This window comes from Brevibacillus sp. FSL K6-6036 (genome assembly GCF_037964015.1).
In the GTDB taxonomy this organism is placed as follows: Bacteria; Bacillota; Bacilli; order Brevibacillales; family Brevibacillaceae; genus Brevibacillus; species Brevibacillus borstelensis.
Window position 1 is genome coordinate 260,579 of the sequence record NZ_CP150173.1, and the last position, 26,936, is coordinate 287,514.

Sequence of the window (26,936 nt, forward strand, 5' to 3'; positions counted from 1 at the left end):
ATGGCAAAAAGGAAAGCCAAGCAACTTTTGATTGTTGACGGCTATAACATCATCGGAGCCTGGCCCGACCTGCGCGTTCTCAAAGAGGAGGAGCGCATGGACGAAGCCCGTGATCTGTTGATCTCCAAGCTGGCAGATTACCAGAGCTTTACGGGCATAAAGGTCATGATCGTATTTGATGCCTACAATGTGCCGGGTATCGGAAGACAGATGAGCGATTATCAGATAGACATCTATTTCACCAAGAAAAAAGAGACGGCCGATGAAAAAATTGAGCAGCTTGTGGCAGAACATTACGCGAAAAATCGACAAATTTATGTAGCGACCTCGGACTATACATCCCAGCGTGTCATTTTTGGCCAGGGAGCCTTGCGCAAGTCAGCGAGGGAGTTGCTTCATGACATGGAAAGTATCGGCAAGGAGATCAAAGAGCAGGTGGAGAAGACTCGTGAAGAACGCTTCTCCACGCGTATTTCCTTGGATGGGGAAATAGCGAAAATATTCGAAAAATGGCGAAGGGAATAACCTGGATTCGGTTGACGCTTTTTTACGGCGCATGTATAATAGCCCTATCTGTGGAATAACCGGATGGCGGGGGGATCATTGTGAGCGTTGACCTCAAGGAGCTGAAGCATGCCCAATATGAGTTAATGTCCGACGAAGAGGTAGTTGATCTGGTTCGTGACAATGATGCCGAAGCCTTAGAGTACTTGATCAACAAGTACAAGAATTTCGTAAGGGCAAAAGCGAGGTCCTATTTTCTCATTGGGGCAGACCGCGAAGACATCGTCCAAGAAGGCATGATTGGATTGTACAAGTCTATTCGCGACTTCCGAGGGGACAAGCTCACGTCGTTCAAGGCGTTTGCCGAATTGTGCATAACCCGTCAGATTATTACTGCGATTAAGACAGCAACCCGGCAAAAGCATATTCCGCTCAACTCGTATGTATCGCTGGACAAGCCTATATACGATGAAGATTCTGACCGCACCCTGCTCGATGTGATTTGCGGGACGAAGGTGACTGACCCTGAAGAATTGTTCATCAATCGCGAAGAATTCGACGACATCGAAGGGAAGATGAGCGAAATTCTGAGCGATCTGGAGCGTCAGGTATTGATGCTGTATTTGGACGGCCGATCCTATCAGCAAATTGCTGTAGAACTCAAGCGGCATGTCAAATCGATAGACAATGCCCTGCAGCGGGTAAAACGCAAATTGGAAAAGTATTTGGAAGGCAGAGAGATTCATCTGTAGCATCGCAGAATCTCTCTTTTCTTTTGGAACAAAATGCTTCCGCTTTGTCAAGACGTTTTGTTGACATGGGTTGACTGGTATGATAAATTTGTTTAGGTAACCATGGCCACATTTCTCTCTTGCCTATGGTTGCTTTGTTAAAATGGTCAGGAAAAAGTAGCGGTTTTCCCGTACTATTTTATCCTTGTTCTTTTGAATACGTAGGTTTGAAATGAGATGGAGGTGGCAATAAATGCGAGTAAACATCACGTTGGCGTGCACTGAGTGTGGCGAGCGTAACTATATCTCCACGAAAAACAAGCGCACTACTACTGAGCGTGTCGAGCTGAAAAAGTATTGCTCCCGTGACAAGAAGCAGACCCTTCATCGCGAAACGAAGTAATGAACGGAAGCGACGAAGTCAGGGGGTGGCAGTGTGGGTTTCCTAGCAAGAATAGGATCTAGTTTTCGCCGGACCGGTGAATTTTTCGGCGATGTGAAATCAGAACTGAAGAAGGTCCGCTGGCCAAACCGAAAGGAATTGACCACCTACACGGTCGTCGTTCTCATTACGGTTACGCTTCTCGCTGCTTTCTTCTTTGTCGTTGATCTGGGTATCTCGCGCCTTATTGATTTGATTTTAGGAACGTAATTTTGCACGCCTAGGAGGGACGGACGGATAACGTCCTTGTGGATATGGAAAAAGCATGGTATGTGGTTCATACGTACTCGGGTTATGAAAACAAGGTAAAGACAAATCTGGAGAAGCGCGTCGAGTCGATGGGCATGGAAGACAAGATCTTCCGCGTTCTCGTACCCACGGAAGAAGAAGTGGAGACGAAGGACGGCAAAAAGCGCACCGTCACGAAAAAGGTGTTTCCAGGATATGTCCTTGTTGAAATGGTGATGACCGACGACTCTTGGTATGTCGTGCGCAACACCCCTGGGGTTACCGGCTTTGTCGGATCCACGGGCGCTGGTTCCAAACCGACAGCGCTTCGTCCTGAAGAGGCCGATATGATCCTGCGTCAGATGGGGATCGAGATTCCCAAAATCAAAGTCGATTTTGATCTTCGTGACATGGTGCGCGTGACTGACGGTCCGTTCTCCAACCGTACCGGAGAAATCATCGAGATTCACCCTGACAGACAAAAGGTTCGCGTACTGGTCGATATCTTCGGTCGCGAAACGCCGGTCGAGCTAGACTTTACACAGATTCAAAAATTGGATTAGGATTCATCTTGAAAATGACCACGCTATGTGGTACATTTCATGTTGTTTCTTATTTCCCCAACCATAAGGGGTTTCTTGCACTCTCACTATAGATGGAAAGTCTACATAGGACTTTCGGCAAAACAGTGGGAGGGGGCATTCCCCCGTAATAACCACATGTGAAGTAAGGAGGTGTCTTACGTGGCTAAGAAGGTTATCCGCGTAATTAAATTGCAAATCCCGGCAGGTAAAGCGAATCCTGCACCTCCAGTAGGTCCGGCTCTCGGTCAAGCTGGTGTAAACATCATGGGATTCTGTAAAGAATTCAACGCTCGTACTGAGAGCGAAGTAGGAATGATCATTCCAGTAGAAATTACTGTTTTTGAAGACCGTTCCTTTACTTTCATTACGAAAACTCCGCCGGCTGCTGTTCTGCTGAAGAAAGCTGCTGGTATCGAGTCTGGTTCCGGCGTGCCGAACAAGACGAAAGTTGCTACCCTGAAACGCGATAAAGTTCGTGAAATCGCTGAACTGAAGCGCCCTGACCTGAACGCAGCAACCGTGGAAGCGGCTATGCGCATGGTGGAAGGTACCGCTCGTTCCATGGGTATCGTGATCGAAGACTAATTGTCTTTGTTGCAATGAGGGGTACACGAGCTGTGCCCCTTGTTTGTGGGAGGATCAAACCGCTACGACCACATTGAAGGGAGATTTTAAAACATGGCAAAACGTGGCAAGAAGTACCAAGAGGCTGCGAAGCTGATTGACAAGAACAAAGTATACGAAGTAGCAGAAGGTATCGAGCTGGTTAAAAAAGCAGCTTCTGCTAAGTTTGACGAATCCGTGGAAGCAGCATTCCGTCTGGGTGTAGACCCGAAGCGTGCTGACCAACAAATCCGCGGTGCAGTTGTTCTGCCGCACGGTACTGGTAAAGTACAGCGCGTTCTCGTTTTCGCGAAAGGCGAAAAAGCGAAAGAAGCAGAAGCAGCTGGTGCAGATTATGTCGGCGATGCAGACATGATCGCAAAAATTCAAGGCGGTTGGTTCGACTTTGACGTAGTCGTAGCTACCCCTGACATGATGGGTGAAGTAGGGAAACTGGGTCGCGTGCTCGGTCCAAAAGGCCTTATGCCAAACCCGAAAACCGGTACCGTTACATTTGATGTAACCAAAGCCGTTAACGAAATCAAAGCTGGTAAAATTGAGTACCGCGTTGACAAAGCAGGTAACATCCACGCTCCAATCGGTAAGGTTTCCTTTGATGCCGAGAAGCTGGCTGAAAACCTTGCTGCGCTGACTGAAGCGCTGAACCGTGCGAAACCAGCGGCAGCAAAAGGCGTTTACATGAAAAACGTATCCATCAGCTCCACGATGGGTCCTGGCGTTCGTGTAGCTGTAAAATAATGATAGTTGACTTCCCTGGTGGAAGTTGATAAGATAGTTCCTGTTGATGAAAAGAATATGCCATGCCGTAGACAGAAGGTGCAGAGCCCAAAAGCCCTGCTTAATATCCCTCCGAGGCGTGTAATGAAGCGGATAGAGGAAATGCTAGATTTCCTTTGACGATATACATTATGCCCTCGTAGATGCTACGAGGGCATTCTTTTTTCCAGGATAGAGCACGGGAGGTGTAACCATTGGCAGAAATTCGTCCAACCGTTATTCGTGAAGAGAAAGTACAAGCGGTAAATGAAATCGCTACAAAACTGCGCGCAAGCCAAACAACAGTAGTCGCTGATTACCGCGGTCTGACTGTAGCGCAAGTAACTGAGCTGCGTAGACAACTGCGTGAAGCAGGTATCGAATTCGTAGTTCTGAAAAACACACTGACTCGACTCGCTACAGCGAAAGAGAACCTGACTGAACTGGATCAGTACCTCACCGGTCCAAACGCAATCGCGTTCTCCACTGAAGATGTAATCGCTCCTGCGAAAATCATCGCTGAATTTGCGAAGAAAAACGAAAAGCTGGAAATCAAGGGTGGCGTAATCGAAGGAAAAGTAGTGGGCGCTGATGAAATCAAAGCGCTGGCAGCACTGCCTTCCCGCGAAGGTCTCCTGTCCATGCTTCTCAGCGTGCTGCAAGCTCCTGTGCGCAACTTCGCACTGGCAGTCAAAGCCGTTTCCGAGCAAAAAGAAGGCCAAGGCGCGTAATCGCCTGAACGGGTTACAAACCCAACTGGTTGTGTGAGCAACCGAACCAATACACTTATCCATGAATGGGAGGACAATAAGATGAGCAAAGAGCAAATCTTGGAAGTGATCAAAGGTATGTCCGTTCTCGAACTGAACGATCTGGTAAAAGCAATTGAAGAAGAATTCGGCGTAACTGCTGCTGCTCCTGTAGCTGTAGTTGCTGGTGGCGGAGCTGAAGCTGCTGCTGAGCAAACTGAATTCACTGTAAACCTGGTAAGCGGCGGCGCTTCCAAAATCAACGTTATCAAAGTTGTTCGCGAGCTGACTGGCCTGGGTCTGAAAGAAGCAAAAGACCTGGTAGACAACGCTCCAAAAACACTCAAAGAGGGCGTTTCCAAAGAAGAAGCAGAATCCCTCAAAGCAAAACTCGAAGAAGCTGGCGCAACTGTAGAAGTGAAGTAAGTTAGCTTCCTGAAAGTGGAATATATCCCCTTGCCTGCGGCAGGGGGATTTTCTGTAAGAAGGAACCAAGCCTATCGAAGAGGAAAGGTGGACCATACGTGGCAGATCACTACTACACGAGCCGCCCGGGAGCCAAGCATGACGAGCAGCAGTTTACGTTCACACTGCGGGGGCATGAGCTTCGTTTTATTACGGATGCGGGTGTATTCTCCCGGGATCGGGTTGATTTTGGCAGTCAGCTGCTAATCGAGACGATGGAGTTCGATGAGCATGCCCGCGTGCTGGATGTTGGCTGCGGGTACGGGCCGATGGGGCTAACTGCAGCCAAGCTGGCCAACAAGGGGCAGGTTACGATGCTCGATGTCAACGAGCGTGCAGTTGAACTGGCCCGTCGAAATGCTCAATTGAACGGGATCACGAATGTGGAGATCCTTGTCAGTGATGTGTACAGCGCTGTTCAGGGGCGGGTGTTTGACGTCATTGTAACCAATCCGCCGATTCGGGCCGGCAAGGAGATCGTCCATCGCATTTTTACGGAAGGGTACGAGCTGCTTGCCGAAGGCGGCGAGATGTGGGTAGTGATTCAGAAGAAACAAGGGGCGCCTTCCGCTTTGCGAAAGCTGCAGGAAGTCTACCGCGAAGTCGAAGAGGTAGACAAGAAAAAAGGGTATTCCATTTTTAGAGCGAGGAAGTAGCAGAACGCACATCTGCGCACGGCAGGCAAGAAATAAAAAATAGTCCCTTGACGTGCATATTTCAATATGTTAGCATTATAAAATGTCAATATGGGATTAATGTCTATTTTTTTAGCAGTTCTCATTATCAAAACGGCTTTCCTGCTTTTTTATCAAAGGAGGAATGACGGTGTAAAAAGATGGGAATTCTTATAAAATAGATTTCCTTTGGGTTAAAAATGGTAACGCTGCTTTAACCCATTTTTATTTTTGCTCGCACCAAGGCATTCGTCTGCTGAAAAGCTTGCCGGATGCCCAGTTTTCTATGTGTGAAAACACAACCTGAGGGGTGAATAAGTTGGCAGGTAAAGTGATTCAAAGTGGCCGACACCGCCAGCGTCGTACGTATTCGCGTATTAACGAAGTGCTGGGCCTTCCAAATCTGATCGAGATTCAGCAAAAGTCTTACCAGTGGTTCCTGGATGAAGGCTTGCGTGAAATGTTTCAGGACATTTCTCCGATCCAGGACTTTACGGGTAACCTTGTGCTGGAATTTATCGATTACAGCCTGGGTGAGCCCAAGTATGACGTGGACGAGTCGAAAGAACGTGACGTCACCTATGCAGCGCCTCTGCGCGTGAAGGTCCGCTTGCTTAACAAAGAGACGGGCGAAGTGAAGGAACAAGAAGTCTTCATGGGGGACTTCCCGCTCATGACCGAAACGGGAACCTTCATTATTAACGGGGCTGAGCGTGTCATTGTCAGCCAGCTTGTTCGTTCCCCCAGTGTATATTACAACACCAAAGTGGACAAAAACGGCAAGCAAACATTTACCGCTACCGTTATTCCAAACCGTGGCGCGTGGTTGGAGTTGGAGACGGACGCGAAGGATGTCATTTACGTCCGTATCGACCGTACCCGGAAGATCCCGGTAACGGTGCTTTTGCGCGCTCTCGGCTTTGGTTCCGACATCGAGATTCTCAACCTGCTGGGTGAGGACGAGTATATCAAAAATACGCTGGAGAAAGACAATACCGACTCTACGGAAAAGGCGCTGATTGAAATCTATGAGCGTCTGCGTCCGGGTGAGCCGCCGACAGTCGAGAACGCGAAGAGCTTGCTCATTTCCCGTTTCTTCGATCCGAAGCGCTACGACCTGGCATCCGTTGGTCGCTATAAAATGAACAAGAAGCTTCACCTGAAAAACCGTCTCTACAATCAGCGTCTGGCTGAGACGTTGGTAGATACGAGCACAGGTGAAATTATCGCAGAAGCAGGTCAAATGATTGACCGCCGGATTCTTGACCGGATTTTGCCGATGCTGGAAGAGAGCGTAGGGTTCGTAGATGTACGGACGCACGGCGGTGTTCTCGAAGAGGATATGATCCGTCTGCAATCCATCAACATCTTCTCTCCGCTTGACGACGGCAAAGTGATCAAGGTCATCGGCAATGGAAACGTCGATAAGACCGTTAAGCACATCACGCCTGCTGATATCGTTGCAGCGATCAACTATTTCATGAACCTGCTTCATGGAGTCGGTTCTACCGATGACATCGACCATTTGGGCAACCGTCGTCTGCGTTCCGTTGGTGAGCTGTTGCAGAACCAGTTCCGCATCGGTCTTTCCCGTATGGAGCGCGTAGTTCGCGAGCGGATGTCCATTCAGGATCAAAACCAGATCACGCCGCAAGCGCTGATCAACATCCGTCCGGTCATCGCAGCGATCAAGGAGTTCTTCGGAAGCTCCCAGTTGTCGCAGTTTATGGATCAGACCAACCCGCTTGCAGAGCTGACGCACAAACGCCGTCTGTCTGCACTCGGTCCCGGTGGTTTGACTCGTGAGCGCGCGGGCTTTGAAGTGCGTGACGTTCACCACTCTCACTACGGCCGTATGTGTCCGATTGAGACGCCGGAGGGTCCGAACATCGGTTTGATCAACTCGCTGTCTTCCTTTGCCCGGATCAATGACTATGGATTCATTGAAACGCCGCGTCGCAAGGTAGACCCGGAGACCGGTTACGTTCTGGATGAAATCGCCTATCTGACGGCGGATGAAGAAGACGTGTTCAACGTCGCTCAGGCCAACCAGCCTTTGGACGAAATGGGCCGCTTCATCAACGACATGGTTATTTGCCGACGCAAGGGCGACATCTTGAGTGTCCCTCGCGACAAGGTTGACTATATGGACGTATCTCCGAAGCAAGTCGTTTCGGTTGCGACCGCTTTGATTCCGTTCCTGGAAAACGACGACGCCAACCGCGCGCTGATGGGTTCCAACATGCAGCGGCAGGCTGTTCCATTGCTCATTCCGCAAGCGCCGTTTGTCGGTACCGGTATGGAGCATAAAGCAGCGCAAGACTCCGGCGTGGCGATCGTTGCCAAGCATCCGGGTCAGGTAGAGCGCGTGACAGCCCGCGAAATTTGGGTACGCCGCTATAAAGAGATCGACGGCAAGAAAGTAGCCGGCGATATCGACAAATACAAATTGCACAAGTTTATCCGTTCCAACCAGGGTACCTGCATCAACCAGCGCCCGATCGTCAGAAAAGGCGACTGGATTGAAAAAGGCGACATCATCGGTGACGGTCCGTCCACAGAAAAGGGCGAATTGGCACTGGGCCGCAACGTTATCGTTGCGTTCATGACCTGGGAAGGGTACAACTACGAGGACGCCATTCTCCTCAGCGAAAAGCTTGTAAAAGATGACGTGTATACGTCTATCCATATTGAAGAGTACGAGTCCGAAGCCCGTGACACCAAGCTCGGTCCGGAAGAAATCACCCGTGATATTCCGAACGTCGGCGAAGACGCTCTGAAAAATCTTGACGAGCGCGGTATCGTTCGCGTCGGTGCGGAAATTCAGGACGGCGACATCCTCGTCGGTAAAGTAACGCCGAAAGGGGTTACCGAGCTGACGGCGGAAGAGCGTTTGCTCCATGCCATCTTTGGTGAAAAGGCACGCGAGGTTCGCGACACATCCTTGCGCGTACCGCATGGCGGTTCCGGTATCGTTGTCGACGTGAAAGTGTTTACCCGCGAGAACGGCGACGAGCTGCCGCCGGGTGTCAACCAACTCGTCCGCGTCTACATCGCCCAAAAACGGAAAATTTCCGTGGGTGACAAAATGGCCGGTCGACATGGTAACAAAGGGGTTATTGCCCGGATCATGCCAGAGGAGGATATGCCGTTCTTGCCGGATGGCTCTCCTGTGGAAATCGTTCTGAACCCACTCGGGGTTCCGTCCCGGATGAACATCGGTCAGGTACTGGAAACGCACCTTGGCATGGCGGCGAAAATGCTCGGCATCCACGTAGCGACACCGGTATTTGACGGAGCTCGTCAGGAAGATGTGTTCGAGACGCTGGAAGAAGCCGGCCTCGACCGCGACGGAAAAACGATTTTGTACGATGGCCGCACAGGTGAACCGTTTGACCGCCGTGTAACGGTAGGTTGCGTGTACATGCTGAAGCTGGCTCACTTGGTGGACGACAAGATCCACGCTCGTTCCACTGGTCCATACTCGCTCGTTACGCAGCAGCCTCTGGGCGGTAAAGCTCAGTTTGGCGGACAGCGCTTCGGGGAGATGGAGGTTTGGGCACTCGAGGCTTATGGTGCCGCCTATACGCTGCAAGAAATTCTTACTGTCAAGTCGGACGACGTCGTTGGTCGGGTGAAGACCTACGAAGCGATCGTCAAAGGGGAAAACGTACCGGAGCCAGGTGTTCCTGAGTCCTTCAAGGTTCTCATCAAGGAACTGCAAAGCTTGGGTATGGACGTGAAAATCCTGTCCGAAGACGAGCAGGAAATTGAAATGCGTGAAATGGAAGAAGAGGACGAGGGCAGCGGTGAAAAGCTGAATCTCGTACTTGAAGGCGGAAGCTTGGACGAAGAGTAAGATTCCGGTACAAAGGGAGGTAACGCCCTGTGATAGACGTGAACAACTTCGAATATATGAAGATCGGCCTGGCTTCCCCGGACAAGATCCGCTCCTGGTCTTTCGGGGAAGTGAAAAAGCCGGAAACGATCAACTATCGTACGTTGAAACCGGAAAAGGACGGTTTGTTCTGCGAGCGTATTTTCGGTCCGACCAAGGACTGGGAGTGCCATTGCGGAAAATACAAGCGCGTTCGCTACAAAGGTGTCGTGTGCGATCGATGCGGCGTGGAAGTGACCCGCGCCAAAGTACGCCGTGAGCGGATGGGGCACATCGAGCTGGCTGCCCCAGTCTCTCACATCTGGTACTTCAAAGGAATCCCGAGCCGCATGGGCCTTGTTCTTGACATGTCCCCGCGTTCGCTCGAGGAAGTCATCTACTTTGCATCTTACGTGGTAACCGATGCGGGCGATACGCCGCTCGATAAAAAGCAGCTGTTGTCCGAAAAGGAATACCGCAATTACCGTGAAAAATACGGACATTCCTTCCAGGCGATGATGGGAGCAGAGGCGATCAAACGCCTTCTCCAGGAAATCGATCTGGAAAAAGAAGTAGAGACGCTGAAGGAAGATCTGAAAACGGCACAAGGCCAACGCCGCAACCGTGCGATCAAGCGTCTGGAAGTACTGGAGGCATTCCGCAATTCCGGCAACCGTCCTGACTGGATGGTTCTGGATGTACTGCCGGTCATTCCGCCAGAGCTGCGTCCGATGGTTCAGTTGGATGGGGGACGCTTTGCCACCTCCGACCTGAACGATCTGTACCGCCGCGTAATCAACCGCAACAACCGTCTGAAACGCCTGTTGGAACTCGGCGCACCGGACATTATCGTGCAAAACGAGAAACGCATGCTGCAGGAAGCAGTAGACGCGCTGATCGACAACGGTCGCCGCGGCCGTCCGGTGACAGGTCCGGGTAACCGTCCGCTGAAATCCCTCAGCCATATGCTGAAAGGGAAACAAGGACGCTTCCGTCAAAACCTGCTCGGTAAGCGTGTTGACTACTCCGGCCGTTCCGTTATCGTGGTTGGACCAAACCTGAAGATGTATCAGTGCGGTCTGCCGAAAGAAATGGCGCTGGAGCTGTTCAAGCCATTTGTAATGAAAGAGCTGGTGGCAAAAGGCCTCGCTCACAATATCAAGAGCGCAAAGCGCAAGGTAGAGCGCGTTCAGCCTGAGGTGTGGGATGTACTGGAAGATGTCATCCGCGAGCACCCGGTGCTTTTGAACCGCGCCCCCACGCTGCACAGACTTGGTATTCAGGCATTCGAACCTGTACTGGTTGAAGGCCGTGCGATTCGTTTGCATCCGCTCGTTTGTACGGCATACAACGCCGACTTTGACGGTGACCAGATGGCGGTTCACGTTCCCCTGTCCGCTGAGGCACAGGCAGAAGCCCGTATCCTCATGCTGGCAGCACAGAACATCTTGAACCCGAAAGATGGAAAACCGGTTGTAACGCCTTCTCAGGACATGGTTCTCGGTTCCTACTATCTGACGCTGGAGCGTGAAGGGGACATTGGCGAGGGTACGGTATACCGTGACTCTCACGATGCGATTGCCGCATACCAAAACGGCTTTATCAGCCTCCATACGCGCATTGCTCTGCCGGCGAAGGAATTGAACAAAACCAGCTTTACGGAAGAACAGCGCAACGCTCTGTTCGTGACGACGGTAGGGAAACTGATCTTCAACGAAATCTTCCCGCCGGAGCTGCCGTTTATCAACGTTCCGACGAAAGCGAACCTGCAAAAGGGCGTACCAAACGACTTCTTCATTTTTGATAAAGGCGTAAACGTAAAAGAGTTTATCGCCAAGCTGCCTGACCAGGGAGCTGTGAAAAAAGGTTTCTTGGGAACCATCATCTCCGAGTGCTTCCGCCGTTTTGGCACAATGGAAACCTCGAAGATTCTGGACAAAATCAAGGAACTCGGCTTCACGTACTCTACGAAAGCCGGTATTACGATCGCTGTTGCCGACATCGTCGTGCCTGAAAAGAAAAAGGAAATCCTCGAAGAAGCTGATCAAAAGGTACAAACCGTTATGGCGCAATACCGCCGCGGTCTGATTACCGAGGATGAGCGATACGACAGGGTTATCTCCATCTGGTCGAAGGCGAAGGACGAGGTAACCGAAGTGCTGATGAAGTCCATGGATAAGTTCAATGCGATCTTCATGATGGCGAACTCCGGTGCCCGCGGTAACGTGTCGCAGATCACACAGCTGGCTGGTATGCGCGGTCTGATGGCAAACCCGTCCGGTCGAATCATCGAGCTGCCGATCAAATCGAACTTCCGGGAAGGCCTGACCGTATTGGAGTACTTTATCTCCACGCACGGTGCGCGTAAAGGTCTTGCCGATACCGCTCTGCGTACCGCTGACTCGGGTTACCTGACCCGCCGTCTGGTTGACGTTGCGCAAGACGTGATCGTCCGCGAGATCGATTGCGGAACCGACAAGGGCATTCGCGTCACAGCGATCAAGGACGGCAAGGAAGAAATCGAGAAGCTTTCCGATCGCCTGATTGGCCGCACATGCTTTGAGACTGTGCGCCATCCGGAGACCGGCGAAGTCATCATCGGCCGCAACGAGGAAATTACAGAGGAAATTGCCGAGGTCATCGAAAAAGCTGGCATTACCGAGGTTTATATCCGCAACGTGCTTGCTTGCCGCACAAGCCATGGCGTCTGCAAGCGCTGCTACGGTCGCAACCTGGCTACCGGCGACGAGGTGGAAATCGGCGAAGCAGTCGGAATCATCGCCGCTCAATCCATCGGTGAGCCGGGAACCCAGCTGACGATGCGTACCTTCCATACCGGGGGGGTTGCGGGAGACGATATTACCCAAGGTTTGCCGCGTATTCAAGAGCTGTTTGAGGCGCGCAATCCGAAAGGGCAAGCAGTTATTTCCGAGATCGACGGTGAAGTCATCGATATCCGCGAAGGCAAAGACCGTCGTGAGATCGAGGTTCGCGGCGAGGCGGAAAACAAAGTGTACGCCGTACCGTACGGTTCCCGCATCAAGGTAGCCGTAGGCACCAAGCTCAGTGCCGGTGACGAGCTGACAGAGGGTTCCGTTGACCCGAAAGAAATGCTCAAGGTACGCGGCCAACGCGGCGTATCCAACTACATCCTGCAAGAGGTACAAAAAGTGTACCGGATGCAAGGGGTAGAAATTAACGACAAGCACGTCGAGGTCATGATCCGTCAGATGCTTCGCAAGCTGAGAGTCATCGACAGCGGCGAAACCGATCTCTTGCCAGGCTCCTATGTCGAAGTGCATGAGTTTGAGCAGGCAAACGCCAAAGCCTTTATGGAAGGAAAGAGCCCTGCTGTCGGTCGTCCAGTCCTCTTGGGGATCACCAAGGCTTCTCTGGAAACAGACTCCTTCCTGTCGGCAGCATCCTTCCAGGAAACAACACGTGTCCTGACCGATGCGGCGATCAAAGGCAAGGTGGACCGCCTCCTCGGCCTGAAGGAGAACGTCATCATCGGAAAACTGGTTCCAGCCGGTACCGGTATGTCCCGCTATCGCAATATCAAGGTAGCAAGCCGTGCAGACTACGAAGCGCAAGCTAGCGAGAACAACGAGCAGCGCGAAGCTGTGTCGGTAGAGTAGCGCCAAAGCAGGTCGGCGCAATAGACGCAACCAAGCAGGAAGTGCCCGTCCTCGTGATGGGCACTTCCCTTTACTAAATAAATAATAGAAAAATAATAGCATCGGGCGTTGACATTGACGGGCCCAACTGATATTATATTCAAGTGTGCCTGACATCTGTACTTTGGAGGATATGATTCTACATGTCTTATGAAAAAGTAGAGCGGGCCAAGGAGCTCACCATTGGCGTCAAACAGACGATGAAAGCCGTGGAGCACAATCAGGTTGAAGCGGTTTACATTGCAGTTGATGCTGATAGACGATTGACCCAAAAAGTCGAGCTTCTTTGCAAAGAGAAGGGTGTACCAGTCATCCGCGTCGATTCCATGCGCCGATTAGGCAAAGCGTGTGGGATAGAAGTGGGAGCGGCAACTGCCGCGATAAAGAAAAGTGGTTAACGATGTTTTTGTTTCCGGCCAACTTCGCGTTGGTTGTGTGGCAAAGACTTTCTATTTGACCAAAGATGACTCACCTGGATCTGTGGTCTTGAGATTGGGTAATAAGAAGGGAGGTAACATCCATGCCTACAATGAACCAATTGGTGCGCAAAGGTCGCAAGGACAAGGTTGTGAAGTCGAAGTCCCCAGCTCTGCAAAAGGGGTACAACAGCTTCAAAAAGGCTCAAACCAACCAAAGCTCTCCTCAAAAACGCGGTGTCTGCACTCGTGTGGGTACCATGACTCCGAAAAAACCAAACTCCGCGTTGCGTAAATACGCTCGTGTGCGTTTGACTAACGGTATTGAGGTTACTGCTTACATCGGTGGTATCGGCCACAACCTGCAAGAGCACAGCGTCGTGCTGGTTCGCGGCGGTCGTGTAAAAGACTTGCCAGGGGTTCGTTATCACATCGTTCGCGGTGCGCTTGACACTGCTGGTGTGAACAACCGCAAACAAGGTCGTTCCAAATATGGTACGAAGCGTCCGAAGCCGGGCCAAGCAGCAGCAAAAAAATAATCGCCTAGCTATGATGGCGTAATCTTAAATCTATACAGAAGGAGGGAATACGATGCCACGGAAAGGTCCTGTAACCCGTCGTGACGTACTGCCTGATCCGATTTACAACAGCAAGTTGGTCACTCGTCTGATCAACCGCTTGATGCTGGATGGCAAACGCGGTGTTGCGCAGAACATCCTGTACAATGCATTCAACATTATTCAGGAGCGTACTGGTCGCAACCCTATGGAAGTGTTTGAAGAAGCACTGAAAAACGTAATGCCTGTACTGGAGGTAAAAGCTCGTCGTGTTGGTGGTGCCAACTACCAAGTACCGATCGAGGTAAAACCTGAGCGCCGTACCACTCTCGGCCTGCGTTGGTTGGTTAACTACTCCCGCACTCGCGGTGAGAAAACCATGGAACAACGTCTGGCAAACGAGATCATGGACGCTGCGAACAACACAGGTGCAGCAGTGAAAAAGCGTGAAGACACGCACAAGATGGCTGAAGCAAACAAAGCGTTTGCACACTATCGCTGGTAGTAATAAGAGCGGGTGTTCGGTTTCGATACCCGCATATTCTTACATTCGAGTATGGAAGGAGCATACCCAATGGCTCGCGAGTTCTCTTTAGCGAATACGCGGAACATCGGTATCATGGCACACATTGATGCCGGTAAGACAACCACCACTGAGCGTATTCTGTTCTACACCGGTCGCGTGCACAAAATTGGTGAAACGCACGAAGGTGCGGCCACCATGGACTGGATGGAACAAGAGCAAGAACGCGGTATTACCATTACCTCGGCTGCTACCACGGCTCAATGGAAAGGCCATCGAATCAACATTATCGATACGCCTGGACACGTAGACTTCACTGTTGAAGTAGAGCGCTCCCTGCGCGTTTTGGACGGTGCCGTAACCGTTTTCGACGCGAAAGGCGGCGTTGAGCCTCAGACCGAAACCGTTTGGCGCCAAGCTGACCGGTATGGCGTACCTCGTATGTGCTACATCAACAAAATGGATATTATCGGCGCAAACTACGATATGTGCTTGGAGCAAATTCGTACCCGCCTGGGCGCAAACCCGGTAGCTGTTCAATATCCAATCGGTGCGGAAGACCAGTTCAAAGGTATGGTTGACCTGATCGAAATGAAGGCAATCATCTATACCGATGACCTCGGTAAAACCTCCGATGCTGTTGAAATCCCGGCTGAACTCAAAGACAAGTGCGAAGAGCTCCGTCTTGCACTGGTTGAAGCAGCTGCGGAACAAGATGAAGAATTGATGATGAAGTACCTGGAAGGCGAAGAGCTGACCAACGATGAAATTCGCGCAGCTCTGCGTAAAGGTACCATCGAGTGCAAAATCACGCCAGTCATGTGCGGATCTTCCTACCGTAACAAGGGTGTTCAACCAATGCTGGACAACGTAGTGGCATACCTGCCATCTCCGATCGATATTCCAGCAATCAAAGGTACGCTCCCTGACTCCGAGGATGAAGTAGAACGTCCGGCTGACGACAACGGTCCGTTCTCCGCTCTGGCGTTCAAAATCATGGCTGACCCGTACGTAGGTCGTCTGACATTCTTCCGCGTATACTCTGGTGTTCTGAGCTCCGGTTCTTACGTACTGAACTCCACCAAAGGCAAGCGCGAGCGTGTCGGTCGTATCCTGCAAATGCACGCAAACCACCGCGAAGAAATCCAACAGGTTTACTCCGGTGACATTGCAGCAGCTGTAGGTTTGAAAGACACTACGACTGGTGATACCCTCTGTGATGAGAAAGCCCCAGTAATTCTGGAGTCCATGACCTTCCCAGAGCCGGTTATCCACATTGCGATCGAGCCTAAATCCAAGGCCGACCAAGACAAAATGGGTGTTGCGCTTTCCAAGCTGTCCGAAGAGGATCCAACGTTCAGAACTCACACAGACGAAGAGACTGGTCAAACCATCATCTCCGGTATGGGTGAGCTTCACTTGGAGATCATCGTTGACCGCATGAAGCGTGAATTCAAAGTTGAAGCGAACGTAGGTGCTCCGCAGGTTGCTTACCGCGAGACATTCCGCAATGCAGCCAAAGTGGAAGGTAAATTCGTTCGTCAGTCCGGTGGTCGTGGTCAATACGGTCACGTTTGGGTGGAGTTCTCTCCACTGGAGCCGGGCAAAGGCTTCGAATTCGAAAACAAAATCGTCGGTGGTGTAGTACCGCGTGAATACATCCCTGCGGTACAAGCTGGTATCGAAGAAGCTATGAAAAATGGTGTTCTTGCCGGCTTCCCACTGGTAGATATCAAAGCAGCGCTGGTTGACGGTAGCTACCACGATGTCGACTCCTCCGAGATGGCATTTAAAGTGGCTGGTTCCCTCGCACTGAAAGAAGCTGCGAAGAAATGTGGCGCTACTCTTCTCGAGCCAATCATGAAGGTAGAAGTCACAATTCCGGAAGAGTACATGGGCGACGTTATGGGTGACCTGAACTCCCGCCGCGGTCGTATCGAAGGTATGGAAGCTCGTGCAAACGCACAAGTGATCCGTGCAATGGTACCACTGTCCGAGATGTTTGGTTACTCCACCGTATTGCGCTCCCGTACTCAAGGACGCGGTACGTACGCAATGGTACTCGACCATTACGAAGAAGTACCGAAGTTCATCGCTGATGAAATCGTCAAGAAGTCCAAAGGCGAATAATTGGCGCGCTTGACTTTATCTTGAAACGAGAAAGGTTTACAATATGATAGGGTAACCGTTGATAGGGTAAACCTTTCTTTACTCTAATAAAACCCTTATTAATGAGGAGGCTCACTCTCATGGCTAAAGAAAAATTTGAGCGGACGAAACCGCACGTAAACATTGGTACCATCGGTCACGTTGACCACGGTAAAACTACTCTGACTGCTGCTATCACCACTGTTTTGGCTCAAGCAGGTCAAGCGAAAGCAATGGCTTATGACAGCATCGACGCTGCTCCAGAAGAAAAAGAGCGCGGTATCACAATCAACACTGCTCACGTTGAGTACGAAACTGCAAACCGTCACTATGCACACGTTGACTGCCCTGGACACGCGGACTACGTGAAAAACATGATTACCGGTGCTGCTCAAATGGACGGCGCTATCCTGGTAGTATCTGCTGCAGATGGCCCAATGCCACAAACTCGTGAGCACATCCTGCTGTCCCGCCAAGTAGGCGTACCTTACATCGTAGTATTCATGAACAAATGCGACATGGTAGACGATGAAGAGCTCTTGGAACTGGTTGAAATGGAAATCCGCGACCTGCTGTCTCAATATGAGTTCCCAGGCGACGATATCCCAGTAATCAAAGGTTCTGCAAAAGAAGCTCTTGACAACCCATCCGGCGATTGGGCTAAGAAAATTCTCGAGCTCATGGAAGCTGTTGACACTTACATCCCAACTCCTGAGCGTGCAACTGACAAACCATTCCTGATGCCAGTTGAGGACGTATTCACCATTACTGGCCGTGGTACTGTTGCTACCGGTCGTGTAGAGCGCGGTGTAATTAAAGTTGGTGACCAAGTAGAAATCGTTGGTCTGGCTGAAGAAACAAAAACTACTACTGTAACTGGTGTTGAGATGTTCCGCAAACTGCTGGATCAAGCAGAAGCTGGTGACAACATCGGTGCTCTGCTCCGTGGTGTTGAGCGCAAAGACATCGAGCGCGGTCAAGTACTGGCGAAGCCAGCATCCGTTAAACCTTACACCAAGTTCAAAGCAGAAGTTTACGTTCTGTCCAAAGAAGAGGGCGGCCGTCACACTCCTTTCTTCTCCAACTACCGCCCACAATTCTACTTCCGTACAACTGACGTTACAGGTATCATCCAACTGCCAGAAGGCGTTGAAATGATCATGCCTGGCGACAACACTGAGTTCACCGTTGAACTGATCGCTCCAGTAGCGATGGAACAAGGTACTCGCTTCGCTATCCGCGAAGGTGGCCGTACAGTTGGTGCAGGCGTAGTTTCCTCCATCACTGAGTAATTGCCAAAAAAGCAAACCCGACAGCATAATGGTCAAGACCCCATTTAGTGGACAGTAAGAAAAAACCCGACCGTTAGACCGACAGCTGACGTCTGAATTCAACAGGCGTCAGCCTTTTTAATTTTCGTTGTGGTCGACTTTGGTTGTAGAATTGAATATATTCCTCAATTCGCCTTTGTGCCTCATCCACACTTCGGATATCATAAGGGTAGAGCCCTTCCGTTTTGAGATGCGAGAAGAAGCTCTCCATCGAGGCATTATCATAACAGTTGCCTCTCCGAGACATGCTGATTTGGGCGCCAACCTTCGGCAACATGTCGTGGTAAGCGTAGGACGTGTACTGGAATCCCTGATCGCTGTGAACGATCAGTCCAGTCACGTCTTTCGTCTTTTTAAAGGCTTTCTCAAAGGTCCGTAGGACCAACTGATTGTCGTTGCGAACTCCAATGTGGTAAGCCACAATCTCATTATTAAACAAATCCTTAATAGCAGACAGGTAGAGCCACGTATCCGCGACACGATACTGTGTGACATCGGTTACCCATTTTCGATTAGGTGCATCCGCTTTGAAATTCCGCTGCATCACATTCTCAGCGACTCGTCCACCTTCGGTTGAAGCATAGTGACCTCGATATTTGCGGCGTATTCGAGAACGGAGCTTCATTTCTTGCATCAGACGTAGTACCTTCTTATGGTTGACCCATACCCCGTGATCTCGTAAGAGAAACAGCTGGGTTTGTCGATACCCATATTTACCATCATACTTCTTATAAACTACTTTGATGAGGTCTTTCACGGGCTTGTCCCGGTCCGCTTGTTGCCGTTTCAAGTATGCATAGTATCCACTTCTTGAGACTCCAAACAGCTTGCAAAGTTCACTAGTCGTATACTCACCAGCTACTTGCTTGATCGCCTCATACTTATGGGCTGCACCTCCCGCATCCAGATTTTCAAACACTTTTTTAGCATCGAGTTCTCTCGTTTTAGCTTTTTAACATATCGATCTTGATCAACATATTCTTCACGTCTACCTCGTTGATCCATCAACCCAAATTCGCCTAACTGTTTATATTTTTTCATCCATACTTTAAGCCGGTGGCGGTCCGGAATCCCCAGATGCTCCATGATTCGACGGTATGTCCATCCTTCTTCGATATGCAGTCGTATGGCTTCCACCTTTAATTCGTGAGAATAACTTCTAAACGTTTGCCCCTTTTTCACCATAAAAAATGCACCCCTTAAATTTCATCGGATTTACCAGGGGTTTAATCCAATGTCCATTCTAAGGGGTGCACTTCATAAAGCTGTCGGGTTTTTTATTTTTCATGCGGCAAATTGCTGCTGCCTGTCACAACAACCAGTCCCTGATCGTCTTGTGAGTAGAACAGGACCCGAAAAGGGGAGAAGCCAAGTGGAGCATGTTGATGTGTGTGTAATCGGCGGCGGACTATCCGGATTGGCGTCGGCTGTCTGTTTGGCAGGGGCGGGTAAAACGGTTATGCTGGTGGAACAATCAGAACGGCTTGGCGGCCGTGCTTCCTCCGATGTTTATGAAGGGTGTTTTGTAAACCGGGGACCTCATGCCTTATGCCAAAAAGGGATAGGAATGAAGGTGCTGGGCCAACTGGGAATCGTTCCAAAAGGGGGCACGTTGGCTTTAGGTGGCACGCTAACAGAGCGGGAACATGAATATGAGCTGCCAATGACACCGCTCTCACTGCTGAAAACCAATGTTTTTACCTGGAAACAAAAGAAGGAATTTCTCAGTCTGTTGTTTCGCTTGACGAGGCAGGATTTGGAGTCAGTTTGTCAAATGACACTCTACGAATGGGCTAATCTAAACATAGCCGATGAACGTGTGAGACAACTGCTTTATACGCTGGTTCGCTTGTCCAGCTACTGCGATGATCCCGAGCGAGCGAGTGCAGGAGTACTTCTTCGGCAGCTTCGACTATCCGCAGTAGGTGGTGTAGCGTATCTCCACTACGGTTGGCAAAGCCTCATTAATGATTTGAGGGAACAGGCATTGAAGGCGGGTGTTACGATTCGGCTGAGGCAGCATGTGGCAACGATCGAAGGAGAAACGCCAGCGATAAAAGTCGGCCTGACAGAAACGAGATTTCTATCTGCGAAATACGTCATATCTTCGGCGGGCCCAGCGGCTACCTATCGTATGGTGAAACATGCAGAGAAGACGGTGTTGGCCAGGTGGAAATACACGCTCATACCGGTAAAAGGCGCCGCCCTGGACGTTATCGTCAAGAGGCTGCCGAATCCGGACATTTCCTTTGCCCTGGATCTGGAGCAGCCCCTGTATTTTTCGAATCATTCAGCCGCAGCAGTCTTTACGAATCATCCGGACTACCAGGTGATACACACATTCAAATATCATCGTGCTTCGGAAATCCCTGATTCCGACCAGGATCGCGAGCTGTTGGAAGCCTTTCTCGACAGGCTGCAGCCAGGCTGGCAAAACGAGGTTTTGAAAAAGCGCTATTTGCCAGCGATGACGGTTTCCCACAGTCTGGTGACACCGGAGCGAGCCGCCATGCTGTCCAAAGAAAGTCCGGCTATCAAGGAAATTCCCGGTCTTTACGCAGTTGGCGACTGGTTTGCACGCGAGGGGCTGTTGGCGGATGCGGCATTGGCTAGCGCGTATGAGGCTGTGCAAGACATTTTGAAGATGGAAGGCAAGTGAGGATGAGCCATGATGGATACACAGCAGCTCTACGTAACATACAAGCCGCTGCTTTTTTCGATTGCCTACCGCATGCTCGGAACAGTAGCGGATGCAGAGGATATTGTTCAAGATACGTTTTTGTCGCTTGAAAGATTTCAAAAAAAGAATGTCGAAAACATCAAAGCGTGGCTTTGCAAGACTTTGACAAATCGCTGCATTGACTTTTTGAGGTCTGCTCGGAAAAAGAGGGAAGTATACGTAGGACCTTGGCTGCCCGAACCCGTTGTTTTTCGGGATGAACAGCTTGGTCCAATGGAGCAGGTGATCCGGCAAGACCAACTGTCGATTGCGATGCTGGCCTTGATGGAAAGTCTCTCGCCTGTAGAAAGAGCCATCTTTATTTTGCGGGAGGTCCTCGATTTTGAATATGACGAGATTGCCGAGATAACGGGCAAGGAGACGGTGAACTGCCGCAAGATTTTCAGTCGGGTAAAACAAAAGCTCTCCAAAGAGCTGCCAGACAAAAGGATTGATTACGAGCAGCAGAGGATGCTGCTGGAGTCGTTTTTACAGGCGATTCATACGGAGGATTCGGCCACATTGCTGGAGCTGCTGTCTCCGGATGTGGTCCTCTACTCCGATGGCGGCGGAAAGGTAAAGGCCGCTCTCAGGCCTATTTTGTCGAGCGAGAGAGTTGTCGCGTTCTTGCTGGGAGTCACCCGAAAGCAATCTACAGATTATCGTGTGGAAATCGCAAACGTAAATGGCGAGGCTGGCATCATCGCCTATGAGGGAAATGAGGTTTACGGTATAAATACAATCAAGCTGGTAGACGGAAAAATCGCAGCCGTGTATATCATCCGGAATCCGGATAAACTCAAAAACGTTTGATGACTCAAGGTTAGTGCGCGCCGGTGGTCCTTATCAAATTTGCAAATGACGGCGATCAAAAAAAGGAAATTATGTGACGGCCATTCCTGTGCTACAATTACGAATGCGATTTGTAATGTAGAAAGGGAAGAAGGGCCAGTCATGCAAAACAATGAACGATGGTTGTATCTGATGCTTGCCGGTGTGGTCACACTGTGGGGCCTGAATGTCGTAATGGTAAAGTACCTTACCATGTTTCCGCCGCTCTACGTGGCAGCGATCAGGATGACTGTAGCAGGCCTTTGTTTGAGCCCGATTTTATGGATGTATCGGCACCAGTTGAGATTGAAAGGGACTGACTGGCTGCTCATCGCGGGAGTAGGCGCCAGTTCGATAGCGCTGCACCAGTTGACACTCGCTTTGGGAGTGCGATTTACGACTGCAGGAAACGCATCTCTGATTTTGGGACTCAATCCGTTGGCAACAGCTCTGCTTGCCATGCTTCTTCTGGGCGAAGGAATGTCCTGGCGGAAGGGGCTCGGGATCGGGGTTGGATTCAGCGGTGTTTTGATTGTCGTTTTGTCCCAGCATGGTTCAATCGAAATGAACGGCTGGGGAGACTTGATTATGTTCTCCTCGATGCTGATGTATGTCACGGGCGGACTATTGATTCGGAAGCTGACGACCCGGGGCGTTCCCGTTTTGTTGATTACAGCCGCTTCGCAGATGTTCGGGGTCCTCTTTTTATGGGGGGCGGCTCTGGTTGAACAGCCATTATCCTACTATGTATCACTGGAAGTAACACCGTTCCAATGGCTCGTCATTTTTGTGTCAGGCGGACTCTCGACGGCTGTAGGTTCGATGGGCTGGAATTACGGCATTCGCCAGTTGGGGGCAAGCCGGACGGCTGTATTTTTAAATGGAATGCCGCTCGCCAGCCTGTTTTTTGCCGCTTTGTTTCTCGGGGAGCGATTGCAGCTTTTGCATTTGCTCGCTCTGGTGATGATAGTCGCTGGCGTTTATTTGGGGTCGCGGCAGATTTCGGCAAGAGGGATCAAGCCAAAAACGGATGTCATGACAAAAGCGTAGGGGAGCTCCCTACGCTTTATCTGTTTCCCACTGGTTGACCATATGGTAGGCGGTCAGGCGCAAGCGCTCAAAGAACTGATCTCTGAGCTCGCCTTTCAGACCGATGCGATCCATAGCCTCGCTCATGCAAGAAAGCCATGCGGCTGCTTGCGTAGTGCCGATCGGAAACCGCATGTGGCGGGCGCGGAGCATGGGATGGCCATGCTTGTCGCTGTAGAGGGTGGGCCCGCCTAGAAATTGAGTGAGGAACTGATACTGTCTCTCCTTCACTTCGGTAAAATCGTCCGGAAAGAGCGGAGCGAGATCGGGATGCTTCGCTACGAGATCGTAAAACGTATCTACCAAACGGGTGAGAGTCTCGGCCCCGCCAATTTGTTCATAAGGTGTGACAAGCTTGTCGGACACTGCCGGTATCCTCCTTCTTTGCGAGAGTACGTTACCAGTATACCGTGTTTCTTCTTATATATATAGCCGGGAAGAGAAGGTTCTGTTTTTGCGCGGGCAGATAACAAAAAAACAAGCGAGACTGAGAGAGAAAAAATGAGTTTGGAAGTGAATCCCGCTTGCCTTTGGCCGGATAAATCAGTAAGATGGACAAAGTGAGCCAAAAAAGGCCGCTGTGTACGAAAAATGTGTGGAAAACCAAGAAAAAACTTGCGTTGCCCATTTCATTTTAGTACAATATTGAATGTTGGTCATGGACTTGCGATGATGTGGGAGGTTGCTGACACACCCGGCCCCTTTGCCATGACCGGGGTGCAGGATATTTCCACGGAGAAATGTCCGTTTCAAAAAATGGGCGAAAAAGGAGGGACTAAAATGGCAAAACAAAAGATTCGTATTCGTTTAAAGGCGTACGATCACAAAATCCTCGATCAGTCTGCTGAGAAAATTGTGGAGACTGCCAAGCGTTCCGGTGCCAATGTATCGGGTCCAATTCCGCTTCCAACGGAGAAAGTAGTTTACACGATTTTGCGTGCTGTTCACAAGTACAAAGATTCTCGTGAACAATTCGAGATGCGCACTCACAAACGCTTGATCGACATTTTGAATCCGACCCCACAAACGGTTGACGCGCTGATGCGTTTGGATCTGCCGTCCGGTGTGGACATCGAGATTAAACTGTAAGGTTCGAGTACGATACACGCGTAGGCGTTGTCTTAATAAGCGCGATCTATCAAGTCTTCAAACCCCGTAAACGGCGCCCCTGCGCATCGGCAGGGACCTTGATACAACAGTATGGTAAGTGGATATAAGCACAGGAGGTGGCACAAATGACCAAAGGAATCTTAGGCAGAAAGCTTGGCATGACCCAAGTTTTTGGTCCGAACGGATCGGCAATCGCTGTTACCGTCATCGAAGCAGGTCCTAACGTAGTACTGCAAAAGAAGGATCAAGAGAACGATGGATACGAAGCTATCCAGATCGGTTTCGAAGACAAAAAGGAACATCGAGCTAACAAGCCGGAAAAAGGACACGCAGCGAAAGCTAACACTGCACCTAAGCGCTTCATTCGCGAAATTCGCGGAGTAAACCTCGCAGATTACGAGGTAGGTCAAGAATTGAAAGCTGATATTTTTGCCGCAGGAGAGTTTGTAGACGTTGCCGGCGTAACCAAAGGTAAAGGTTTCCAAGGTGCGATTAAACGTCACAACCAAAGCCGCGGTCCGATGGCTCACGGTTCCCGTTACCATCGTGGTCCTGGTTCTCTCGGGGCTATCGATCCAGGCCGTGTATTCAAAGGCCAAACCCTGCCAGGTCAAATGGGTGGCGACAACGTAACCATTCAAAACCTGGAAGTAATCAAAGTTGATGCTGATCGCAATCTGATTTTGGTGAAAGGCTCCGTGCCTGGCCCGAAAAACAGCTACGTTCTAGTATCTACGGCAGTCAAGAAGAACTAGTTAAGGAAAGGAGGAACTGACATGCCAAAAGTAGCTCTTTACAATCAAGCTGGTTCACAAGTAGGCGAAATCGAACTGGCAGACAGTGTTTTCGGTATCGAGCCTAACAACGCTGTTCTTTTCGATGCTATCGTTATGCAGCAAGCGTCCCAACGCCAAGGCACGCATGATGTAAAGAACCGTTCTGAGGTTCGTGGCGGCGGCCGCAAGCCGTGGCGTCAAAAAGGTACCGGTCGTGCTCGTCAAGGTTCCATTCGCGCTCCGCAATGGAAGGGTGGCGGCGTAGTATTCGGTCCGACTCCACGCAAATACGGATACAAACTGAACCGTAAAGTTCGTCGTCTGGCGCTGAAATCCGCGCTGTCGACAAAAGTACAAAACAACGAACTGTTGGTATTGGATGCACTGAACTTCACTGCTCCAAAAACCAAAGAAATGGCTGTTGTACTGAACAACCTGAAAGTAGATCGCAAAGTGCTGATCGTAACCTCCGAGTTCGATCAAAACGTAGCGCTCTCTTCCCGCAATATCCCAGGCGCTAAATTCGTAGATGCAGCTGGCATTAACGTTCTGGACCTGGTTGCGCACGATAAAGTAATCGTAACGAAAGATGCGGTTGCGAAAGTAGAGGAGGTGCTCGCCTAATGAAGAGCCTTCACGACATCATCAAGCGCCCTATCATTACGGAGCGCACCACTGACATGATGGCTGAGAAGAAGTACGTTTTTGAAGTGCCGCTCAAAGCCAACAAAACCGAGATCAAGCAAGCCGTTGAAAAAGTATTCGGCGTAAAAGTAGAAGCAGTAAACACTTCCCGTGTTCCTGCGAAGCCAAAACGCTACGGCAAATACTCCGGTTACACCTCTGAGTGGAAAAAAGCGATCGTTAAGCTGACAGAAGACAGCAAAGAGCTGGCTTTCTACGAAGGCGTATAACCCCGACGACTACCGAAAAGGAGGGAATTTTAAATGGGTATCAAAAAGTTTAAACCGACTTCTCCTGGTCGTCGCCAAATGACGGTTTCTACTTTCGAGGAGATCACAACTTCGACTCCCGAAAAATCCCTGTTGGCGCCTCTGAGCAAGAAAGCTGGACGCAACAACCACGGGAAAATCACCGTTCGTCATCAAGGTGGCGGTCATAAACGCAAATATCGCATCATCGACTTCAAACGGAACAAAGATGGCATCGTAGGTCGCGTAGCTACTATCGAGTACGATCCAAACCGTTCCGCAAACATCGCTCTGATCAACTACATGGACGGGGAAAAGCGTTACATTATCGCTCCACACGGCCTGAAAGTTGGCGATGAAATCATTTCCGGCGCAGATGCTGACATCAAAACCGGTAATGCACTGCCACTGGCTAACATTCCAGTTGGTACTACCATTCACAACATCGAGCTGAAACCTGGCAAAGGCGGACAATTGGTTCGTGCAGCAGGTACTTCCGCTCAATTGCTCGGTCGCGATGGAGATTTCGTAATCGTGCGCCTGTCCTCCGGTGAAACTCGCCGCATCCATAACGTTTGCCGCGCTACCATCGGTCAAGTAGGCAACATCGACCACGAGCTGTTGAACATTGGTAAAGCTGGTCGTTCCCGTTGGTTGGGTATTCGTCCAACTGTACGTGGTAGCGTAATGAACCCGAACGATCACCCACACGGTGGTGGTGAAGGTCGCGCTCCGATCGGACGTAAAGCACCAGTTACTCCTTGGGGTAAACCGACTCTCGGTCTCAAAACCCGCAAGAAGAAAAACAAATCCGATCAATATATCATCCGCCGTCGCAAGAAGTAAGGCAGGGTGAGACAATAACCGAACGCCTTTGGCGAAGGGAGGTTCACACATGGGTCGCAGTTTGAAAAAGGGTCCTTTCGTAGATGATCACCTGATGAAAAAAGTAGTTGAACTGAACGAAAAGAACGAAAAACGCGTGGTGAAAACCTGGTCTCGTCGCTCCACAATCTTCCCTGATTTCGTAGGACACACGTTTGCTGTATATGACGGCCGCAAACATGTACCGGTATACGTTACAGAAGATATGGTAGGTCACAAACTGGGTGAATTTGCACCAACTCGTACCTTCAAGGGTCACGTCGATAACGACAAGAAATCCAAGAAGCGCTAATTTTCTCTTGACAGAG

Annotated in this window: 29 protein-coding genes and 1 other annotated feature; of the genes, 26 read left to right on the forward strand and 3 right to left on the reverse strand. The window is 50.4% G+C overall.

The window, feature by feature from the left end; genetic code table 11:
• The 17 genes from NST37_RS01445 to tuf all read left to right on the forward strand — a co-directional run bounded on the left by NST37_RS01445 (position 1) and on the right by tuf (position 18,247).
• A complete protein-coding gene (locus tag NST37_RS01445; RefSeq protein WP_122958194.1) occupies positions 1-525 on the forward strand; it encodes an NYN domain-containing protein in 525 nt (174 codons plus the stop codon).
• Positions 526-605: 80 nt separating this feature from the next.
• Positions 606-1,256: an RNA polymerase sporulation sigma factor SigH gene (sigH, locus tag NST37_RS01450; RefSeq protein WP_003392020.1), complete on the forward strand. Its 651-nt coding sequence runs from the start codon at positions 606-608 to the stop codon at positions 1,254-1,256.
• Between the two features lie 232 nt (positions 1,257-1,488).
• On the forward strand, positions 1,489-1,638 hold the full coding sequence (gene rpmG / locus NST37_RS01455; RefSeq protein WP_003392018.1) for a 50S ribosomal protein L33: 150 nt from the start codon (positions 1,489-1,491) through the stop codon (positions 1,636-1,638).
• Between the two features lie 33 nt (positions 1,639-1,671).
• Positions 1,672-1,887, forward strand: coding sequence for a preprotein translocase subunit SecE (gene secE, locus NST37_RS01460; protein WP_003392016.1), 216 nt, complete (start codon positions 1,672-1,674; stop codon positions 1,885-1,887).
• A gap of 44 nt (positions 1,888-1,931) precedes the next feature.
• Positions 1,932-2,468 (forward strand): transcription termination/antitermination protein NusG, encoded by a 537-nt coding sequence (gene nusG, locus NST37_RS01465; protein WP_003392014.1) that lies wholly within the window; start codon positions 1,932-1,934, stop codon positions 2,466-2,468.
• A gap of 180 nt (positions 2,469-2,648) precedes the next feature.
• The gene (gene rplK / locus NST37_RS01470) at positions 2,649-3,074 is read left to right on the forward strand and encodes a 50S ribosomal protein L11 (protein ID WP_003392012.1); all 426 of its coding nucleotides are present in this window, start codon (positions 2,649-2,651) and stop codon (positions 3,072-3,074) included.
• A 93-nt stretch (positions 3,075-3,167) separates the two neighbouring features.
• Positions 3,168-3,851 (forward strand): 50S ribosomal protein L1, encoded by a 684-nt coding sequence (gene rplA / locus NST37_RS01475; protein WP_003392009.1) that lies wholly within the window; start codon positions 3,168-3,170, stop codon positions 3,849-3,851.
• A gap of 47 nt (positions 3,852-3,898) precedes the next feature.
• Positions 3,899-4,062, forward strand: a sequence feature (ribosomal protein L10 leader region).
• Positions 4,063-4,084: 22 nt separating this feature from the next.
• Positions 4,085-4,600 carry a 50S ribosomal protein L10 gene (gene rplJ / locus NST37_RS01480; RefSeq protein ID WP_339186133.1) on the forward strand — a complete coding sequence of 172 codons (516 nt, stop codon included), beginning with the start codon at positions 4,085-4,087 and terminating at the stop codon, positions 4,598-4,600.
• An 81-nt stretch (positions 4,601-4,681) separates the two neighbouring features.
• On the forward strand, positions 4,682-5,044 hold the full coding sequence (gene rplL, locus NST37_RS01485) for a 50S ribosomal protein L7/L12 (RefSeq protein WP_339186135.1): 363 nt from the start codon (positions 4,682-4,684) through the stop codon (positions 5,042-5,044).
• Positions 5,045-5,142: 98 nt separating this feature from the next.
• Positions 5,143-5,739, forward strand: coding sequence for a class I SAM-dependent methyltransferase (locus NST37_RS01490; protein ID WP_003392004.1), 597 nt, complete (start codon positions 5,143-5,145; stop codon positions 5,737-5,739).
• Between the two features lie 337 nt (positions 5,740-6,076).
• Positions 6,077-9,616, forward strand: coding sequence for a DNA-directed RNA polymerase subunit beta (rpoB, locus tag NST37_RS01495; RefSeq protein ID WP_003392002.1), 3,540 nt, complete (start codon positions 6,077-6,079; stop codon positions 9,614-9,616).
• 29 nt (positions 9,617-9,645) lie between these two features.
• Positions 9,646-13,272 carry a DNA-directed RNA polymerase subunit beta' gene (gene rpoC / locus NST37_RS01500; protein ID WP_003392000.1) on the forward strand — a complete coding sequence of 1,209 codons (3,627 nt, stop codon included), beginning with the start codon at positions 9,646-9,648 and terminating at the stop codon, positions 13,270-13,272.
• A 182-nt stretch (positions 13,273-13,454) separates the two neighbouring features.
• Positions 13,455-13,709, forward strand: coding sequence for a 50S ribosomal protein L7ae-like protein (locus NST37_RS01505; RefSeq protein WP_003391999.1), 255 nt, complete (start codon positions 13,455-13,457; stop codon positions 13,707-13,709).
• A 122-nt stretch (positions 13,710-13,831) separates the two neighbouring features.
• The gene (gene rpsL / locus NST37_RS01510) at positions 13,832-14,266 is read left to right on the forward strand and encodes a 30S ribosomal protein S12 (RefSeq protein WP_003391998.1); all 435 of its coding nucleotides are present in this window, start codon (positions 13,832-13,834) and stop codon (positions 14,264-14,266) included.
• Positions 14,267-14,318: 52 nt separating this feature from the next.
• Positions 14,319-14,789, forward strand: a complete 471-nt coding sequence (rpsG, locus tag NST37_RS01515) for a 30S ribosomal protein S7 (RefSeq protein ID WP_003391996.1) — start codon at positions 14,319-14,321, stop codon at positions 14,787-14,789.
• A 69-nt stretch (positions 14,790-14,858) separates the two neighbouring features.
• Positions 14,859-16,937, forward strand: a complete 2,079-nt coding sequence (gene fusA, locus NST37_RS01520) for an elongation factor G (RefSeq protein ID WP_003391995.1) — start codon at positions 14,859-14,861, stop codon at positions 16,935-16,937.
• Positions 16,938-17,056: 119 nt separating this feature from the next.
• Positions 17,057-18,247 carry an elongation factor Tu gene (tuf, locus tag NST37_RS01525; RefSeq protein WP_003391992.1) on the forward strand — a complete coding sequence of 397 codons (1,191 nt, stop codon included), beginning with the start codon at positions 17,057-17,059 and terminating at the stop codon, positions 18,245-18,247.
• Between the two features lie 73 nt (positions 18,248-18,320).
• Here tuf and NST37_RS01530 read toward each other — a convergent pair whose 3' ends face one another.
• Both NST37_RS01530 and NST37_RS01535 read right to left on the reverse strand, forming a co-directional pair.
• Entirely contained in the window at positions 18,321-19,205 is an 885-nt protein-coding gene (locus NST37_RS01530) for an IS3 family transposase (RefSeq protein WP_155808033.1), read from the reverse strand.
• The gene (locus tag NST37_RS01535) at positions 19,145-19,471 is read right to left on the reverse strand and encodes a helix-turn-helix domain-containing protein (RefSeq protein ID WP_024985204.1); all 327 of its coding nucleotides are present in this window, start codon (positions 19,469-19,471) and stop codon (positions 19,145-19,147) included. Before NST37_RS01535 ends, NST37_RS01530 begins: the two co-directional genes overlap by 61 nt.
• Before the next feature lie 187 nt (positions 19,472-19,658).
• Between NST37_RS01535 and NST37_RS01540 the strand changes: the two genes are divergently transcribed.
• The 3 genes from NST37_RS01540 to NST37_RS01550 all read left to right on the forward strand — a co-directional run bounded on the left by NST37_RS01540 (position 19,659) and on the right by NST37_RS01550 (position 22,886).
• Complete coding sequence (locus NST37_RS01540) at positions 19,659-20,945, forward strand: FAD-dependent oxidoreductase (protein WP_003391990.1); 1,287 nt, start codon at positions 19,659-19,661, stop codon at positions 20,943-20,945.
• Between the two features lie 9 nt (positions 20,946-20,954).
• Positions 20,955-21,818: an RNA polymerase sigma-70 factor gene (locus NST37_RS01545; RefSeq protein WP_122958192.1), complete on the forward strand. Its 864-nt coding sequence runs from the start codon at positions 20,955-20,957 to the stop codon at positions 21,816-21,818.
• A 141-nt stretch (positions 21,819-21,959) separates the two neighbouring features.
• Positions 21,960-22,886, forward strand: a complete 927-nt coding sequence (locus tag NST37_RS01550; RefSeq protein ID WP_172920514.1) for a DMT family transporter — start codon at positions 21,960-21,962, stop codon at positions 22,884-22,886.
• A 9-nt stretch (positions 22,887-22,895) separates the two neighbouring features.
• On the opposite strand, the gene NST37_RS01555 is transcribed toward NST37_RS01550, so the two are convergent.
• Positions 22,896-23,291 carry a hemoglobin-like protein gene (locus NST37_RS01555; RefSeq protein WP_003391986.1) on the reverse strand — a complete coding sequence of 132 codons (396 nt, stop codon included), beginning with the start codon at positions 23,289-23,291 and terminating at the stop codon, positions 22,896-22,898.
• Between the two features lie 414 nt (positions 23,292-23,705).
• Between NST37_RS01555 and rpsJ the strand changes: the two genes are divergently transcribed.
• From rpsJ to rpsS, 6 genes are all read left to right on the forward strand, one after another.
• Positions 23,706-24,014 carry a 30S ribosomal protein S10 gene (gene rpsJ, locus NST37_RS01560; RefSeq protein ID WP_172920513.1) on the forward strand — a complete coding sequence of 103 codons (309 nt, stop codon included), beginning with the start codon at positions 23,706-23,708 and terminating at the stop codon, positions 24,012-24,014.
• Between the two features lie 146 nt (positions 24,015-24,160).
• A complete protein-coding gene (gene rplC / locus NST37_RS01565) occupies positions 24,161-24,790 on the forward strand; it encodes a 50S ribosomal protein L3 (protein ID WP_003391984.1) in 630 nt (209 codons plus the stop codon).
• A gap of 21 nt (positions 24,791-24,811) precedes the next feature.
• Positions 24,812-25,435: a 50S ribosomal protein L4 gene (rplD, locus tag NST37_RS01570; protein WP_339186139.1), complete on the forward strand. Its 624-nt coding sequence runs from the start codon at positions 24,812-24,814 to the stop codon at positions 25,433-25,435.
• Positions 25,435-25,725: a 50S ribosomal protein L23 gene (rplW, locus tag NST37_RS01575; RefSeq protein ID WP_003391980.1), complete on the forward strand. Its 291-nt coding sequence runs from the start codon at positions 25,435-25,437 to the stop codon at positions 25,723-25,725. The genes rplD and rplW overlap by 1 nt, the downstream gene beginning before the upstream one ends.
• Before the next feature lie 33 nt (positions 25,726-25,758).
• On the forward strand, positions 25,759-26,589 hold the full coding sequence (rplB, locus tag NST37_RS01580) for a 50S ribosomal protein L2 (protein WP_003391979.1): 831 nt from the start codon (positions 25,759-25,761) through the stop codon (positions 26,587-26,589).
• 49 nt (positions 26,590-26,638) lie between these two features.
• The gene (gene rpsS, locus NST37_RS01585) at positions 26,639-26,920 is read left to right on the forward strand and encodes a 30S ribosomal protein S19 (RefSeq protein WP_003391977.1); all 282 of its coding nucleotides are present in this window, start codon (positions 26,639-26,641) and stop codon (positions 26,918-26,920) included.
• Positions 26,921-26,936 lie beyond the last annotated feature (16 nt).

Bases quoted from the DNA above. Each gene is read 5' to 3' on its own strand.
- NST37_RS01445 (WP_122958194.1), top strand. From the start codon at position 1: ATGGCAAAAAGGAAAGCCAAGCAACTTTTGATTGTTGACGGCTATAAC.
- rpmG (WP_003392018.1), top strand. From the start codon at position 1,489: ATGCGAGTAAACATCACGTTGGCGTGCACTGAGTGTGGCGAGCGTAAC.
- nusG (WP_003392014.1), top strand. From the start codon at position 1,932: ATGGAAAAAGCATGGTATGTGGTTCATACGTACTCGGGTTATGAAAAC.
- rplA (WP_003392009.1), top strand. From the start codon at position 3,168: ATGGCAAAACGTGGCAAGAAGTACCAAGAGGCTGCGAAGCTGATTGAC.
- rplL (WP_339186135.1), top strand. From the start codon at position 4,682: ATGAGCAAAGAGCAAATCTTGGAAGTGATCAAAGGTATGTCCGTTCTC.
- NST37_RS01505 (WP_003391999.1), top strand. From the start codon at position 13,455: ATGTCTTATGAAAAAGTAGAGCGGGCCAAGGAGCTCACCATTGGCGTC.
- rpsL (WP_003391998.1), top strand. From the start codon at position 13,832: ATGCCTACAATGAACCAATTGGTGCGCAAAGGTCGCAAGGACAAGGTT.
- rpsG (WP_003391996.1), top strand. From the start codon at position 14,319: ATGCCACGGAAAGGTCCTGTAACCCGTCGTGACGTACTGCCTGATCCG.
- fusA (WP_003391995.1), top strand. From the start codon at position 14,859: ATGGCTCGCGAGTTCTCTTTAGCGAATACGCGGAACATCGGTATCATG.
- tuf (WP_003391992.1), top strand. From the start codon at position 17,057: ATGGCTAAAGAAAAATTTGAGCGGACGAAACCGCACGTAAACATTGGT.
- NST37_RS01535 (WP_024985204.1), bottom strand. From the start codon at position 19,471: ATGGTGAAAAAGGGGCAAACGTTTAGAAGTTATTCTCACGAATTAAAG.
- NST37_RS01545 (WP_122958192.1), top strand. From the start codon at position 20,955: ATGATGGATACACAGCAGCTCTACGTAACATACAAGCCGCTGCTTTTT.
- NST37_RS01550 (WP_172920514.1), top strand. From the start codon at position 21,960: ATGCAAAACAATGAACGATGGTTGTATCTGATGCTTGCCGGTGTGGTC.
- rpsJ (WP_172920513.1), top strand. From the start codon at position 23,706: ATGGCAAAACAAAAGATTCGTATTCGTTTAAAGGCGTACGATCACAAA.
- rplC (WP_003391984.1), top strand. From the start codon at position 24,161: ATGACCAAAGGAATCTTAGGCAGAAAGCTTGGCATGACCCAAGTTTTT.
- rplD (WP_339186139.1), top strand. From the start codon at position 24,812: ATGCCAAAAGTAGCTCTTTACAATCAAGCTGGTTCACAAGTAGGCGAA.
- rplW (WP_003391980.1), top strand. From the start codon at position 25,435: ATGAAGAGCCTTCACGACATCATCAAGCGCCCTATCATTACGGAGCGC.
- rplB (WP_003391979.1), top strand. From the start codon at position 25,759: ATGGGTATCAAAAAGTTTAAACCGACTTCTCCTGGTCGTCGCCAAATG.
- rpsS (WP_003391977.1), top strand. From the start codon at position 26,639: ATGGGTCGCAGTTTGAAAAAGGGTCCTTTCGTAGATGATCACCTGATG.